At 63.5% G+C, this 15,066-nt stretch carries 14 protein-coding genes; 11 read left to right on the forward strand and 3 right to left on the reverse strand.

Annotation, left to right across the window (positions count from 1 at the left end; all coding sequences use genetic code 11):
• Positions 1-8: 8 nt before the first annotated feature.
• Positions 9-917 carry a 5-dehydro-4-deoxyglucarate dehydratase gene (gene kdgD, locus EPD66_RS00755; RefSeq protein WP_142846311.1) on the reverse strand — a complete coding sequence of 303 codons (909 nt, stop codon included), beginning with the start codon at positions 915-917 and terminating at the stop codon, positions 9-11.
• A 219-nt stretch (positions 918-1,136) separates the two neighbouring features.
• Between kdgD and EPD66_RS00760 the strand changes: the two genes are divergently transcribed.
• Complete coding sequence (locus tag EPD66_RS00760) at positions 1,137-1,580, forward strand: Rrf2 family transcriptional regulator (RefSeq protein WP_142846313.1); 444 nt, start codon at positions 1,137-1,139, stop codon at positions 1,578-1,580.
• A 4-nt stretch (positions 1,581-1,584) separates the two neighbouring features.
• The gene (locus EPD66_RS00765) at positions 1,585-2,475 is read left to right on the forward strand and encodes an NAD(P)/FAD-dependent oxidoreductase (RefSeq protein ID WP_142846315.1); all 891 of its coding nucleotides are present in this window, start codon (positions 1,585-1,587) and stop codon (positions 2,473-2,475) included.
• 106 nt (positions 2,476-2,581) lie between these two features.
• Here EPD66_RS00765 and EPD66_RS00770 read toward each other — a convergent pair whose 3' ends face one another.
• Entirely contained in the window at positions 2,582-3,328 is a 747-nt protein-coding gene (locus EPD66_RS00770; protein WP_142846317.1) for a FadR/GntR family transcriptional regulator, read from the reverse strand.
• Between the two features lie 296 nt (positions 3,329-3,624).
• Between EPD66_RS00770 and ytfQ the strand changes: the two genes are divergently transcribed.
• From ytfQ to EPD66_RS00795, 5 genes are all read left to right on the forward strand, one after another.
• Entirely contained in the window at positions 3,625-4,587 is a 963-nt protein-coding gene (ytfQ, locus tag EPD66_RS00775) for a galactofuranose ABC transporter, galactofuranose-binding protein YtfQ (RefSeq protein ID WP_142846319.1), read from the forward strand.
• A gap of 113 nt (positions 4,588-4,700) precedes the next feature.
• Positions 4,701-6,221 carry a sugar ABC transporter ATP-binding protein gene (locus tag EPD66_RS00780; RefSeq protein ID WP_142846321.1) on the forward strand — a complete coding sequence of 507 codons (1,521 nt, stop codon included), beginning with the start codon at positions 4,701-4,703 and terminating at the stop codon, positions 6,219-6,221.
• Complete coding sequence (locus EPD66_RS00785) at positions 6,218-7,243, forward strand: ABC transporter permease (RefSeq protein WP_142846323.1); 1,026 nt, start codon at positions 6,218-6,220, stop codon at positions 7,241-7,243. Before EPD66_RS00780 ends, EPD66_RS00785 begins: the two co-directional genes overlap by 4 nt.
• A complete protein-coding gene (yjfF, locus tag EPD66_RS00790; RefSeq protein WP_142846325.1) occupies positions 7,240-8,220 on the forward strand; it encodes a galactofuranose ABC transporter, permease protein YjfF in 981 nt (326 codons plus the stop codon). The genes EPD66_RS00785 and yjfF overlap by 4 nt, the downstream gene beginning before the upstream one ends.
• A gap of 2 nt (positions 8,221-8,222) precedes the next feature.
• The gene (locus EPD66_RS00795) at positions 8,223-8,969 is read left to right on the forward strand and encodes a FadR/GntR family transcriptional regulator (RefSeq protein ID WP_142846327.1); all 747 of its coding nucleotides are present in this window, start codon (positions 8,223-8,225) and stop codon (positions 8,967-8,969) included.
• Between the two features lie 8 nt (positions 8,970-8,977).
• Here the strand turns inward: EPD66_RS00795 and EPD66_RS00800 are convergent, their stop codons facing one another.
• Positions 8,978-9,961, reverse strand: coding sequence for a LysR family transcriptional regulator (locus EPD66_RS00800; protein WP_142846329.1), 984 nt, complete (start codon positions 9,959-9,961; stop codon positions 8,978-8,980).
• A 230-nt stretch (positions 9,962-10,191) separates the two neighbouring features.
• Between EPD66_RS00800 and chvE the strand changes: the two genes are divergently transcribed.
• The 4 genes from chvE to araD1 are packed head-to-tail and all read left to right on the forward strand — an operon-like array spanning position 10,192 to position 15,051.
• Positions 10,192-11,262 (forward strand): multiple monosaccharide ABC transporter substrate-binding protein, encoded by a 1,071-nt coding sequence (chvE, locus tag EPD66_RS00805; RefSeq protein ID WP_142846331.1) that lies wholly within the window; start codon positions 10,192-10,194, stop codon positions 11,260-11,262.
• A gap of 52 nt (positions 11,263-11,314) precedes the next feature.
• Positions 11,315-12,841 carry a multiple monosaccharide ABC transporter ATP-binding protein gene (gene mmsA, locus EPD66_RS00810; RefSeq protein WP_142846333.1) on the forward strand — a complete coding sequence of 509 codons (1,527 nt, stop codon included), beginning with the start codon at positions 11,315-11,317 and terminating at the stop codon, positions 12,839-12,841.
• A 3-nt stretch (positions 12,842-12,844) separates the two neighbouring features.
• On the forward strand, positions 12,845-14,047 hold the full coding sequence (mmsB, locus tag EPD66_RS00815) for a multiple monosaccharide ABC transporter permease (RefSeq protein ID WP_142846335.1): 1,203 nt from the start codon (positions 12,845-12,847) through the stop codon (positions 14,045-14,047).
• 5 nt (positions 14,048-14,052) lie between these two features.
• Positions 14,053-15,051: an AraD1 family protein gene (araD1, locus tag EPD66_RS00820; protein ID WP_142846337.1), complete on the forward strand. Its 999-nt coding sequence runs from the start codon at positions 14,053-14,055 to the stop codon at positions 15,049-15,051.
• The last annotated feature ends 15 nt before the right edge of the window (positions 15,052-15,066 follow it).

Below are 15,066 nucleotides of genomic sequence, written 5' to 3' on the forward strand. Positions count from 1 at the left end.
CTCTCTTTCTAGGAACGCTGCGCTTCGATCAAGGCGGCGAGCTGATCGTATTCCTCGGGCAGCAGGTCGGTCAGCGGCGTACGGACGGGACCGGCGTCATGTCCGACGATCTTCGCCCCGGCCTTGATGATGCTGACCGCATAGCCGGGACGGCGGTTGCGGATATCGAGGAAGGGCAGGAAGAACTCGTCGATCAGGCGGTTGACGGTGGCGCTGTCATCGGACGAGACGGCGCGATAGAAGGCCATGGCCGTCTGCGGGATGAAGTTGAAGACGGCGGAGGAATAGACGGGCACGCCCAACGCCTTGTAGGCGGCGGCATAGACTTCCGCCGTCGGCAGGCCGCCGAGATAGCTGAACCGGTCGCCGAGGCGGCGGCGGATCGACACCATCAATTCGATATCGCCCAGGCCGTCCTTGTAGCCGATCAGGTTCGGGCAGCGTTCGGCCAGTTGCTCGAGCAGGGGCGCGGTCAGGCGGCAGACGTTGCGGTTATAGACCACCACGCCGATCTTCACCGACTTGCACACGGCCTCGACATGGGCGGCGACGCCGTCCTGGCTGGCTTCCGTGAGGTAATGCGGCAGCAGCAGCAGCCCCTTAGCGCCCAGGCGTTCCGCCTCTTGGGCATATTGGATGGCTAGGCGGGTCGGCCCGCCGACGCCGGCGAGAATCGGCACGCTGCCGGCGCAGGTATCGACGGCGGTCTTGACCACCGCGCTGTAATCATCGGGGGCGAGGGAGAAGAATTCGCCCGTGCCGCCGGCGGCAAACAGCGCCGAGGCGCCATAGGGCGCCAGCCATTCCAGGCGCCGCGCATAGGTGTCGGCGCGGAAATTGCCCTCAGCATCGAAATCCGTCACGGGGAAGGACAGCAGGCCGGAGGAGAGGAGGGACTTCAAGTCTTGAGGAGTCATCGTGCAGGTATCCTGCGGAACAAGTTGCGGTGGGGGTGAGGGGCCGGGCTACAGAGGTACGTTATCGTACAACTTAATGTGCCGCTACCCCCTTTTTTCTTCCGACGACGCTTTTTGTGACGCTCCGGTGACGGAGGCCGGGAGGGAGGGCAATTCCTTGGAGCAAGAGGCGCAGAGCGTCACTTGACAGCCGCAGGGATATGTAACATATGAAGTTACATGAAACGTGATAGCCGCCTTTCCTCCGTCTTGCATGCTCTGCTGCACATGGCCGAGCATGATGGTCCCATGACGTCCGAAGCCTTGAGCAAATGCCTCGGCACCAACCCGGTTGTCGTGCGGCGAACCATGGGGCTTCTCCGGGAAGCGGGGCTCGTTGCCTCGGATCGCGGTCATGCGGGCGGATGGCGCATCGCTGTTGATCTTGCGAACGTGACTCTCCGCCAGCTTCATGACGCGCTTGGCGAACCCGCCGTCTTCGCCATCGGCAATCGCCACGAGACTCCCGATTGCCTGGTCGAGCAAGCCGTGAACGCGGCGCTCGACACCGCTTTCGCCGAGGCCGAGGCATTGCTGCTGGAGCGTTTCGCCGAAATCACCCTCGCCGATCTGGCCGCCGATTTTGCGCGGCGGCACGCAGCACGGCGAGCGCAGAGGGGATAGAGACATGCAGCATGACGTCATCGTCGTCGGGGGCAGTTACGCAGGGATGGCGGCCGCCCTCCAGCTTCTGCGCGCGCGCAAGAAGGTATTGGTGATCGATGCAGGGATGCGGCGCAATCGCTTCGCCAGCCATTCGCACGGTTTTCTAGGGCAGGACGGTGTCGACCCCGCCGAGATCGCGCGGACGGCCCGGAAGCAGCTGGAGGCTTATCCGGCCCTGACCTGGGTTGAGGGAACGGCCTCCACGGCATCCGGCAGGAAGGACGATTTCTCCGTGACCGTGGAGACTGGCGGGACGTATCGCGGGCGCCGTCTGCTGTTTGCGACCGGTGTCTCGGACCAGCTTCCTCCAATCGACGGCTTGGCCGAGCGCTGGGGAAAGTCCGTCTTTCATTGTCCTTATTGCCATGGCTACGAGCTGGATCAGGGCCGCGTCGGAGTGATCGCGACGGGGGCAATGTCGGTCCACCAAGCGCAATTGTTGCCGGAATGGGGTGAGGTGACATTCCTGACGAACGGCGCCGTTGCCCTCGATCCGGAAGCCAGGCAGGACTTGATGCAGCGCGGCGTGTCAATCGAGGAGACGACCATCGAACGGCTTGTGAACAATGCGGATGTGCTGCTGAGCGATGGACGGCAATTGTCCTTTGCCGGTCTGTTTACCGCCTCGCGCTGCATCCCTGCGACGCCACTTGCCGAAGCGATGGGATGCGCGTTGATGGAGACTCCGATGGGCCTGCATATCCGCACGAACGAGGCCAAGGAGACCACTATCCCCGGCGTTTTCGCCTGCGGCGATGCGGCGCGCGTTCCGCATTCCGTCTCTCTCGCCGTCGGTGATGGGGCATGGGCTGGCGCCCAGCTGCACCGCTCGCTCGTCTTTCCCGAGGGCTGAAGCCGCGCACGGGATGGAAAGTTCATCCTGCGACGGCATGCCGTTCACGCCGGATGATCCCTCCGACAGATTTTCGTCGCAGGATGAGGCCGGGATTCCTGCGTCCTCAGCCTTCCAGGGCCTTGGCCTCGGCGGCTTCGCAGGCTTGGCGAAGGCGTTCGCGGCTGTTGGTAAGATGCAGGCGCATCGCGGCACGGGCGGCATCCGCATCCTGGCGGGCGATGGCTTCATAGATCTGTTCGTGTTCCCGTTCCAGCCGCGCCGTGTATTGCTGCTGGTCGTCATGGGCCAGACTGGCCGAATTGAGACGGGTCCGCGGAATGATGCTGGTGCCCAGATGGCTTAGGATATCGGTGAAATAGCGGTTGTTGGTGGCTTCGCCAATCCTCTGATGGAACTGGAAATCCGCCGCCACGCTGTCGCCGGTGCCGCCATTGGCGGTGTCCAGCGCCTCCCGGATGCCTGCCAATTGCGCCGGATTGCGGCGCTGCGCGGCAAGACCGGCGGCTTCCACCTCCAGCGTGATCCGCAATTCGAGAATGGCCAGCACATCCCGCAGGGTGACGATGGTTGCCGGATCGATGCGGAAGCCGCTGGGGCCGGGATTATCCAGCACGAAGGTACCAATGCCGTGGCGGGTTTCCACCAGTCCCGCGGCTTGCAGCCGTGACAAGGCCTCGCGCACGACCGTCCGGCTGACGCCTTGTTCCTCCATGATCGCCGATTCGGTCGGCAGTTTCTCGCCCGGCTTGATTTCCCCGTCGCGGATCTGACGCGAAAGCTCGGTGACCAGTTCCTGCGTAAGGCTGCGATGCCTGCGGCGGGGGCGGGGCTGGGCGTTCTGAATGTCCATGTCGGCGGATGGCCTCGGCTGGCGGCGTATGTGTCACGATAAGAGAGGTGTTGTACGACGACATGACGATTCAGCGCAAGTCTCGTTCGGCATCGCGCCGTACTCCTCTTTCCCGCCCGGAAGAGGAGGATCCGTACACGGACCGTCCCTGCCGTCCTCTGCCGAAAGTCCTGCTCGAAAGATGGACTTGAGATAGACCTTATAATCACACGCATGAGTTTACAAAAATCATATAGTATGATTTTTTCGAAGCCAGGGTTCAAAACCTGCATAAATAAAAACCGGGAGGAAATAGAATGCAGTGCAGCAAGACATGGATCGGGCTGGGAGCGTTGCTCATGGCGGCGCTGGCCGCGCCCGCGGCGATGGCGCAGACGGTCGGCTTCTCGCAGATCGGGTCCGAATCCGGCTGGCGTGCCGCTGAGACGACCCTGACCCGCATGCAGGCGGAAGAGCGGGGAATCACCCTGAAATTCGCCGATGCCCAGCAGAAGCAGGAAAACCAGATCAAGGCTCTCCGCTCCTTCATTGCCCAGGACGTTGATGCGATCCTGCTCGCCCCGGTCGTCGCGACGGGATGGGACAGCGTGCTGAGAGAGGCCAAGGAGGCCGATATTCCGGTCATCCTGCTCGACCGCATGGTCGACGCGCCGGAAGACCTCTACCTGACCGCCGTCGGCTCTGACCTCGTGCATGAAGGTCGGGTGGCCGGACAATGGCTGGTCGAGACCGTGGGCGACAAGCCCTGCAATATCGTCGAGCTTCAGGGCACCACCGGTTCTTCACCCGCCATCGACCGCAAGGCCGGTTTCGAACAGGCCATCGCCGGTCACGAGAACCTGAAGATCATCCGCAGCCAGACCGGCGACTTCACCCGTGCCAAGGGCAAGGAAGTGATGGAAAGCTTCCTCAAGGCCGAGAATGGCGGGCGGAATATCTGCGCCCTCTATGCGCATAACGACGACATGGCCGTGGGGGCCATCCAGGCCATCAAGGAAGCCGGTCTGAAGCCCGGTCAGGACATCCTGATCGTTTCCATCGACGCAGTGCCGGATATCTTCCTGGCGATGGCCGCCGGCGAAGCCAACGCCACGGTGGAACTGACGCCGAACATGGCCGGCCCGGCCTTCGACGCGCTGGAAGCCTATCTCAAGAATGGCACGGTTCCGCCCAAGTTCATCCAGACGGAGTCCAAGCTCTATACTCAGAACGACGACCCGGCGGCCGTCTACGAGCAGAAAAAGAACCTGGGTTATTAAGCCCCTTGCCCGACCCGCTCCGGTTTTTCCCGTCGGGAAGGTCCGGAGCGGGAAGGCGGAGCGCCGAACGCGGCGCTCCCGAAGTCCTTGAATGAAATGCAAGGGAGCTTCCCGTGCTGGAATCCCAACCCCTGCTTTGCGCCCGGGCCGTCACGAAGGTGTTTCCGGGAACCGTCGCCCTTGATGGCGTGGACTTCACCCTGCGCGCAGGAGAGGTCCATGCGCTTCTGGGCGAGAATGGCGCCGGCAAATCGACCTTGATCAAATGCCTCAGCGGCGCCCTGCGCCGGGATGATGGCGACATTCTCCTGGAAGGGAAAGCCATCGATCCCAGAAGCACCCTGGAAGCCCAGGATCTGGGCATCGGGTGCGTCTATCAGGAAGTCAATCTCCTGCCCAACCTGACGGTGGCGGAAAACCTGTTCCTGGGCCACCAGCCAACCCGTTTCGGCATGGTCCGGACGCGCGTCATGAACGAGAAGGCGCGGGCTTGCCTTGCCCAATACGACCTGGACATCGACGTGACGCGCAACCTGGACAGCTATTCGGTGGCCATCCGCCAGGTCATCGCCATCGCCCGGGCCGTTTCCCTGTCCGGCAAGGTTCTGATCCTCGACGAACCGACGGCCAGCCTCGACGCCCATGAAGTGGCGATGCTGTTCAAGGTGGTGCGGTCGCTGCGCGATCGTGGTCTGGGCATCGTCTTCATCTCGCATTTCCTGGACCAGGTCTTCGAAATTTCGGACAGCCTGACGATCCTGCGCAACGGGCAACTGGTCGGAAGCGAGCGGGCGGCGAATATCGACCGCGTCCAGCTCGTCAACATGATGCTGGGGCGCGAACTTCAGCAGGAAACCCGCAGCACGGGCCGCACTGATGTCCGCACGGGTTCCCCTGCCATCCGTTTCCGCTCTTTCGGCCGGGCCAGACGGGTCGCGCCCTTCGATCTCGACATCAGGGAGGGAGAGGTGATCGGCATGGCCGGGTTGCTGGGATCTGGCCGCACGGAAACAGCCGAGCTGCTGTTCGGCATCGCCCCCCATGATTCCGGAAGCGCCGAAGACGGGGAGGGGCGGCTGCGCCTCGATTCTCCCCGTGCGGCCATCGCCCATGGCTTCGGCTTCTGCCCCGAGGACCGCAAGAGCGACGGCATCATCGGCGACCTGTCGGTCAGGGAAAACATCATCCTGGCCTTGCAGGCCCGCCTGGGCTGGATGCGCGCCCTTCCGGCACGGGAGCAGGCGGCCATGGTCAAGGATTTCATCCGCAAGCTCGATATCCGAACCTCGGACATGGAAAAGCCGGTCGGGCAATTGTCGGGTGGCAACCAGCAGAAGGTCATCCTGGCCCGCTGGCTGGCGACGAATCCGCGCTTCCTCATTCTCGACGAGCCGACGCGCGGCATCGATGTCGGGGCGCATGCCGAGATCATCCGTCTGATCGAGGACCTTTGCGAGAAGGGCATGTCGCTTCTGGTCATTTCTTCGGAATTCGACGAGTTGGTGACCTATAGCCACCGGGTGATCGTCGTGCGTGACCGCAGGCATGTCGCCGAACTGACCGGCGCGGAGATCACCACAGAAAGCATGGTCGCGTCGATCGCCGCGACCGGCAGCCAGGGAGACGCGGCATGAACGCCGGTATCCGGGCCCTCGGGCGGATCGCGCCGCAGCTTGCGACCCTGGCCGCCATACTGATCCTCGTCGCCGCCGTCTTTCCCGGCTTCTTCGACATCAGCCTCGCCAACGGCCGTCTCTACGGCAGCCCCATCGACATTCTCAATCGCGGCGCCCCGGTTGCCCTTCTCGCCATCGGCATGACCCTGGTCATCGCGACGCGCGGCATCGACCTGTCGGTCGGTGCGGTCATGGCCATATCCGGGGCGGTCGCGGCCTCGGCCATCGCCCAGGGGCTGGGACTCGCGGCCACGCTGGCCCTCGCGCTCGGGGCCGGTCTTCTCTGCGGCATATGGAATGGCATCCTGGTGGCCGTCCTGGGTATCCAGCCCATCGTCGCCACCCTGATCCTGATGGTGGCGGGGCGGGGAATCGCCCAGCTGATCACCGAAGGGGCGATCCTCACCTTCAGCCATCCGGGCCTGCTTTTCATTGGGGGCGGGACCATCGCCGGCCTGCCCATGCCGGTCTTTATCTGGATCATCACCGGCCTGCTCGTCGGCCTGATCGTGCGGCGCACGGCGCTCGGCTTGCTGATAGAATCCATCGGCGTCAACCTTCGGGCCAGCAGGCTGGCCGGGATCAACACCAAGATATTGCTCGTGGCCGTCTACATGGCCTCGGGCCTCTGCGCCGCCATGGCGGGCGTCATCGCGGCGGCGGACATCCGCGGCGCGGATGCCAACAATGCCGGTCTGTGGCTGGAACTGGACGCCATCCTCGCAGTGGTGATCGGCGGCACGTCCTTGCTCGGCGGGCGCTTCTCCATCCTCGCCTCGCTCATCGGCGCCATGATCATTCAGTCGGTCAATACGGGCATCCTGCTGTCCGGCTTCCCGCCGGAATTCAACCTGCTGATCAAGGCGACGATCATCCTGATCATTCTCGTTCTGCAATCGCCCCGTATGGTCGCCGCCTTCCGTGCCGGGCGGCGCGTCCGGAAGACAGCGGAAGCGAAAGAGGAGTCAGCTTTCTCATGAATGCGCGCTTGCTTCCCCTGCTGGCGACCGTCGCCATCTTCCTTGCCGCCTATGCGATCTGCTATGCGCAATTCCCGGCCATGCTGTCCACGCGGGTGATCGGCAACCTGCTGACCGACAATGCCTTTCTCGGCATCGTCGCGGTCGGCATGACCTTCGTCATCCTGTCGGGCGGCATCGACCTTTCCGTCGGCGCGGTCATCGCCTTTTCAGGCGTCTTCATCGCCGTCGTCCTGCGCGAGACCAACCTACCGCCGCCGCTGGTCTTCCTTCTGCTCCTGGCCATCACCACGTCCTTCGGGGCCTTCATGGGGGCGGTGATCCATTATCTCGAAATGCCGCCCTTCATCGTGACCCTGGCGGGCATGTTCCTGGCGCGTGGCGCGGCCTATCTGCTGACGCTCGATTCCGTGCCCATCACCCATCCCGTCTTCAGCCAGATCCAGGACCTCTACTACCTGATGCCGGGAGGAGGGCGGCTCACGCTGATCGGCGGCCTGATGCTGGCGGTCGTTCTTGGGGGCATGCTGCTGGCGCACCGCACCCGTTTCGGAACCAATGTCTATGCCCTCGGCGGCGGCGTCCAGGCCGCCCGCCTGATGGGGGTGCCCGTTGGCCGCACCACGATAGCCATTTATGCGCTTTCCGGCATGCTGGCGGGATTGTCGGGGATCGTCTTCGCCATTTACACCTCGGCAGGCTATCCTTTGGCGACCGTGGGGGTCGAACTGGACGCCATCGCCGCCGTGGTCATCGGCGGGACGCTGCTCACGGGGGGCAGCGGCTATATCTTCGGCACCTTTATCGGTGTCATGATCATGGGGCTGATCCAGACCTACATCATCTTCGATGGTACCTTGTCGAGCTGGTGGACCAAGATCGTGATCGGCATCCTTCTCTTTTCCTTTATTGTCCTGCAGAAGGGGCTGGTCTGGATTTCCAGCCGCGAAAGGGTCCGACCGGCAGGGGCGAAATAGTCATGGCATTGCTGAAATCCGCGATCTCCGGCCCGGTTACCCGGAACAGCCACGCCTTCGTGGTCAACGAATTGGGAACGGCCATCGTCGGCGGGGAATTTCCCCCCGGCAGCCTGCTGCCCGCCGATGCCGAATTCGAAGAAAGGTTCGGCGTCTCCCGCACGGTCCTGCGCGAGGCGATGAAGACGCTGGCGGCCAAAGGATTGATCTTCCCCCGCGCCCGGATCGGCACGCGGGTCAATGACAGCACCAAGTGGAACCTCTTCGATGCCGATGTGCTGGGCTGGTATTTCGCCGCCGGTATCACGGACGACTTCCTGCGCCATCTCTGCGAAATGCGCCTGTCCTTCGAGCCCTTCGCGGCGCGGCTGGCCGCCGCCAATGCCAAGAGCGAGGAAATCGTCCGCCTCAAGGAGCTTGCCCACCAGATGGGCGAATCCCGCTCCAACGAAGCCTTCGCCCTGGCCGACCTCGATTTTCACCTGACGCTTCTCGCCGCTTCGGGAAATCCTTTCATGTATTCCGTCGGCAATCTGATCGAGGCGGCCCTGGCCCTTGCCTTCAAGCTGAGTTCCCCGGCCGAGGACCCGGACCGCCGGGCCGAAGTGGCGCATTCCCATCACCTGGTGGTCGAGGCGCTCGAGGCGCGGGACGGAGACGCCGCAACCAAGGCCATGGAAGCGGTCATCATGAAGGGCAGCGAGCGCGTGACCGCCAGCATCGATGCCAAGGGAGAGGGGAAGAAGTAAGAGGAATTCTATTCCTTCTCCTGGTCCAGCACGAGGTCGAGCCTTTCGTTGATCATACCGTACAGCGTTTGCGCCGCCGGGGACAAAGGCTGGTCGCGCAGCCGGATCAGGGAATAGGCGGTGACCCGCAGATCGGGGGCCACCGGCAGCGTGACCACCCGGCCGCCGAGACGGGAGGGGTCCGAATAGAAGCGTGCCGCCGCCGTGGAGATGGCGGCGATGGAATTGGTGCTGCCCACCAGCGCCAGGGTTAGCAGCAGTGAGGACGTGCTGAGGACGCGGTCGGGCAGAGGATAGCCCTTCTGCACCAGATAGGATTCCACCGTACTGCGCAGCAAGCCGCCGATGGCCTGCAGGATCCAATCATAGCCGATGCAATCCTCGAGCGTGATCGAGGCGCGGCGGGTCAGGGGATGGTCTTCCCGCACCACCAGGCTCAGCGGTTCCTCGCCCACCACTCGGGCGGTGAAGGAGCGGGGATCGATGGCGGCGGGAATGCGGCCCAGATAGAAATCCAGCTTGCCTGCCAGTAATTCGTCCGTCAGCCGGTCGGTGACATCCACGGTGACGTTGATCTGGATGTCGGGATGGGCGATGCGCGATTGCCGGATCACCGGCAGGACGATTTCCAGGGCCGGGCCGGATACCGAGCCGATGGCCACCGTCCCGCGCTGTCCCGCCCCCATTTCCTCGATTTCCCGTCCGACCTGGTCGAGGTCGCGCAGCATCCGCGCGGCGCGCTCGGCCAGGACGCGGCCATAGGCATTGAGCCGGATACCCCGGGGATGACGGTCGTAGAGCTTGACGCGGATGATCGTCTCCAGCTCGGCCAGCAGGCGGGAGGCTGCGGGCTGGGTCATGTTCAGGCGTGCCGCCGCGGAACTGACGCTTCCCGTCTCCTCCAACGCCACGATCAGGCTGAGGTGGCGCAGCTTTATCCCTCGGCCCAGCAGGCGCCCGAATGCGACCTGGACGGGTGTGTTCTGGCTCATCGGCTTCTCCTGCCCCTCTCCGATATATCAATAATAGCATATCAATCATCAATCTAGTTATTTGACTGACATAACGGCTGGATCTACCAAGGATAGGTCCGGTCATTCGTCAACAGAACGCTTAAGCGAGAACCGGCAGAAACGGTCCGTGCCGGAGAGCGCGGCCGTATTCCAAACGAAAAGCAAGGGTGGCGGGCGGCGGAACAGGCCGCAGGTCACGGGAGGAACACATGAAGGGTTTCATGAAAGCCGCCTTGGCGGCTTCGGTTTCGGCCGTCATCGTCGGGTCTTCGGGCTTTGCCCTGGCCGCGGAAGGTTTCGTCGGAATCTCCATGCCGACCAAGTCCTCGGCCCGCTGGATCTCCGATGGCGAATCCATGGTCCAGCAATTCAATGCCGCCGGCTACAGGACCGACCTGCAATATGCCGAGGACGACATCCCCAACCAGTTGGCCCAGATCGAGAACATGATCACCAAGGGCGTGGACGTGCTGGTCATCGCCGCCATCGACGGCACCACCCTGTCCACCGCGCTGGCCAATGCCGATGCCGCCGGGATCAAGATCATCGCCTATGACCGGCTGATCCGCGATAGCGATGCCGTCGACTATTACGCCACCTTCGACAATTTCCAGGTGGGGGTCCAGCAGGCGAATACCCTGGTCGAGGGCCTGAAGGAGCGTTTTCCCGACACTAAGCCCTGGAATGTCGAATTGTTCGGCGGCTCGCCGGACGACAACAACGCCTATTTCTTCTACAACGGCGCCATGTCGGTGCTGCAGCCCTTGATCGATTCCGGTGATATCCGGATCGTCTCCGGCCAGATGGGCATGGATACCGTCGGCACCCTGCGCTGGGACGGCGCCGTGGCCCAGGCGCGCATGGACAACCTGCTGTCTGCGCATTACACGAACGAGCGCGTCCATGGTGTGCTCGCCCCTTATGACGGCCTGTCCATCGGCATCATCTCGTCGCTGAAGGGCGTGGGCTATGGTTCCGGCGACCTGAAAATGCCGATCATCACCGGCCAGGATGCCGAAATTCCCTCCATCAAGGCCATCCTGCGCGGCGAGCAATATTCGACGATTTTCAAGGATACCCGCGAGCTTGCCCGCGTGACCGTGGGGATGGTCGATGCCGTGCTCGGCGGCGGCGAGCCCGAGATCAACGACACCGAGACCTACGACAACGGCGTCATGGTCGTCCCGGCCTACCTGCTGGAACCCGTCCCGGTTACGGAAGCCAACTGGGAAGAGATCCTCGTCAATTCCGGCTACTACCAGAAGTCGGCGATCCAGTGACGAAGCGGCGCCGGGCGCACGAGGTCGCGCCCGGCCCGACGGGAGGACCATCATGGACAACATCCTCGAGATGCGGGGCATCACGAAGGAGTTCCCCGGCGTCAAGGCGCTCGACAATGTCAACATGACCGTCCGCCGTGGCGAGATCCGCGCGCTGGTGGGCGAGAACGGAGCCGGAAAATCGACCCTGATGAAGGTGCTGAGCGGTGTCTACCCGCACGGTTCCTATGACGGCGAAATCATCTATGAAGGCCGCCCGATGGCCTTCAGGACCATCGCCGACAGCGAGCGGGAAGGCATCATCATCATCCATCAGGAACTCGCCCTGGTGCCCGGTCTTTCCATCGCCGAGAACATCTTTCTCGGCAACGAGATCGCCCGGCGCGGCATCATCGACTGGCGCGAGACTCATCAGCGGACCGCCGCCCTGCTGGAAAAAGTGGGCCTGCGCGAAAATCCGGAAACGCGGGTCGACGAATTGGGCCTGGGCAAGCAGCAGCTTGTGGAGATCGCCAAGGCCCTGTCGAAGGAGGTGAAGCTCCTCATCCTCGACGAGCCGACCTCTTCCCTGAACGAGAAGGACAGCGACGCGCTTCTCGAACTGCTGCACGATTTCCGCGCCCAAGGCATCTCGGCCATCCTGATCTCCCACAAGCTCAATGAAGTCTCGAAGGTCGCCGACAGCATCACCGTCCTGCGCGACGGCGCGACGGTTTCACACAAGGATTGCGCCGGGGGCAGCTATAGCGAGGCCGACATCATCCGCGACATGGTAGGGCGGTCGCTGTCGAACCGCTATCCGCCCCGGCATCCGAAGATCGGCGAGACGGTGATGGAGGTCCGCAACTGGACCGTCCGGCATCCCACCCATTCCGAGCGCCTGGCCGTCGACAATGTGAGCTTCCATGTGCGCAGGGGCGAGGTCCTGGGCATCGCCGGTCTGATGGGCGCGGGGCGCACCGAACTGGCCATGAGCCTGTTCGGCGGCAGCTACGGGACGGTGGTCGGCGGCGAGGTCCTGCTGCACGGCAAGCCGGTGGACGTCTCCTCGATCCCCAAGGCGATCAAGGCCGGGCTGGCCTATGTGACCGAGGACCGCAAGGGCTGCGGCCTGGTTCTCGGTGATACCATCCGCCGCAACGTGCCGCTCGCCAATCTGGAGGCCATCGCCGTCAACACCGTCATTGATTCCAGCCGCGAGGCGGGCGTGGCGGTCGATTACCGCGGCATGCTCAACATCAAATGCGCCTCCATCGAGCAGGAGACGGTGAACCTGTCCGGCGGCAACCAGCAGAAGGTGGTGCTGGCGAAGTGGCTGTTCTCAGACCCCGAGATCCTGATCCTCGACGAACCGACCCGCGGCATCGATGTCGGCGCAAAGTTCGAGATCTACGTCATCATCGACAAGCTGGCGGCGCAGGGGAAATCCGTCATCGTCATCTCGTCGGAAATGCCGGAATTGCTGGGGATCACCGACCGCCTCTACGTGATGAACGAAGGCCGTTTCGTGGGCGAGATGCCGACGCCGGAGGCCACGCAAGAAAAGATCATGTCCATGATCATCAATTCCGGGGAGTGACAAATGGACCAGGCTCAAATCTTGGCTCCGCCGGCGGCCGAACGGCCCAAGGCGTCGAAGGGCTTCATACGGAAGCATCTGCGCGAATATGGCATCCTTTTCGCGCTGATCGTGATCATGGCGTTCTTCCAGATTGCCACCGGCGGCATCCTGCTGCGCCCGGTGAACCTGACCAATCTCGTGCTGCAGAACAGCTATATCGTGATCATGGCCATCGGCATGCTGCTGGTCATCGTCTCGGGCCATATCGATCTCTCGGTGGGATCGGTGCTGGGCTTCATCGGCGCCCTGGCGGCGGTCATGATCGTCCACTGGAACATGCATTATGTCCTCGTCGCCATTCTCTGCCTGGGCATGGGGGCGCTGATCGGGGCGGTGCAGGGCTTCTGGGTGGCCTATTACAAGATCCCGTCCTTCATCGTGACATTGGCCGGCATGCTGGTCTTCAAGGGCCTGACCCTGTGGCTTCTGGCTGGCCAGTCCATCGGCCCGTTCCCGCAGGATTTCCGGCTGATCGCTTCGGGCTTCGTGCCCGACATCTTCGGGATGGAAGGTTTCAATCTCTTGTCGCTGGTCGCCGGGCTGACGGTGTCGGCGGTGCTGCTGGGCTTTGCCGTCCATAACCGGCGGCGCCAGGCGAAAAGCGGGCTGGTGGACGAGCCGCTGGCCTTCTTCATCGGCAAATATGCCCTGATCATCTTCGCCCTGATCGGCGGTTCCTATCTGTTGGCGACCTTCCGGGGCCTGCCCAACGTCCTGATCATCATGGCGCTGTTGATCGCCATCTATTCCTTCATCGCCAACCGCACCACCATCGGCCGCCGCATCTATGCCGTGGGCGGGAACGAGAAGGCGGCCAAGCTTTCGGGCATCCGGTCAGAGCGGCTGGTCTTCCTGACCTTCGCCAATATGGGGATGCTCGCCGCCCTGGCCGGGCTGGTTTTCGCCGCGCGCCTCAACACCGCCACCCCCAAGGCCGGCCTGGCCTTCGAACTGGACGTCATCGCCGCCGTCTTCATCGGCGGGGCCTCGATGTCGGGCGGTGTGGGCACCATCATCGGCGCGGTCGTCGGCGCCTTCATCATGGGGGTGATGAACAACGGCATGTCGATCCTGGGCGTGGGCATCGACTGGCAGCAGGTCATCAAGGGCCTGGTGCTGCTCGCCGCCGTCGTCTTCGACATCTACAACAAGAACAAAGGATGACATCCATGCTGCTCTCTCAGATCAAACGGCCGGACGGATCGGTTGCCGTGGTCGTGCGTGACGGTACCGAGGCCCATGAGCTGGACGGCGTGGAAAGCACCTACGCCCTGGCCATGGAATGCATCGCCACGGGAACCCGTTTCGCCGACCGCCTCGCCCAGGCCACGCCCGGCCGTGCGGTGGACCTGGAACAGGCCTATCAGGAAGGACGGATCCTGCCGCCCCTGACCCATCCCGATCCCGCGCATCTCTATGTCACTGGGACCGGCCTGACGCATCTGGGCTCGGCCGCCACCCGCGACGCCATGCATGTCTCGGCGGAGGTCGAGGCCAAGCAGACGGATTCCATGAAGATGTTCCGCATGGGCCTGGAAGGCGGCAAGCCCGCGAACGGCGCGGCGGGCGTCCAGCCCGAATGGTTCTACAAGGGCAGCGGTGCGGCGCTCACGGCACCCGGCGGCGATCTGGTCTCGCCCGATTTCGCCGAGGATGCGGGCGAGGAACCGGAGATCGCGGGCCTCTACGTGATCGGCCCGGACGGCACGCCCTTCCGCCTCGGCTTCGTGCTCGCGAACGAATTGTCCGACCATGTCACGGAACGCACCAATTATCTGTATCTGGCGCATTCGAAGCTGAGGCCGACTTCTTTCGGTCCCGAACTGCGCGTCGGCGAGCTGCCTGACAGCATTCGCGGAACTTCGCGCATCCTGCGGGACGGCAGGGTCATCTTCGAGGCGTCCTTCCTGTCGGGCGAGGCGAACATGTCGCATTCCATCGCCAATCTCGAACACCACCACTTCAAATACGACATCTTCCGCGTTCCCGGCGACGTTCATGTGCACATGTTCGGCACCGCCACCCTGTCCTTCGCGCAAGGGATCCGGACGCAGCCGGGCGATGTTTTCGAAATCGAGGCCGCGGAATTCGGCCTGCCCCTGCGCAACCGGCTTGCCGTCGCGGCCCGGCCGGAAGGGCAGGCCCTGCGGCGCGTCGCCGCGCTCTGATCCGGAAGGGGAACC

Source organism: Telmatospirillum sp. J64-1, assembly GCF_006980715.1.
In the GTDB taxonomy this organism is placed as follows: domain Bacteria; phylum Pseudomonadota; class Alphaproteobacteria; order Rhodospirillales; family Magnetospirillaceae; genus Oleiliquidispirillum; species Oleiliquidispirillum nitrogeniifigens.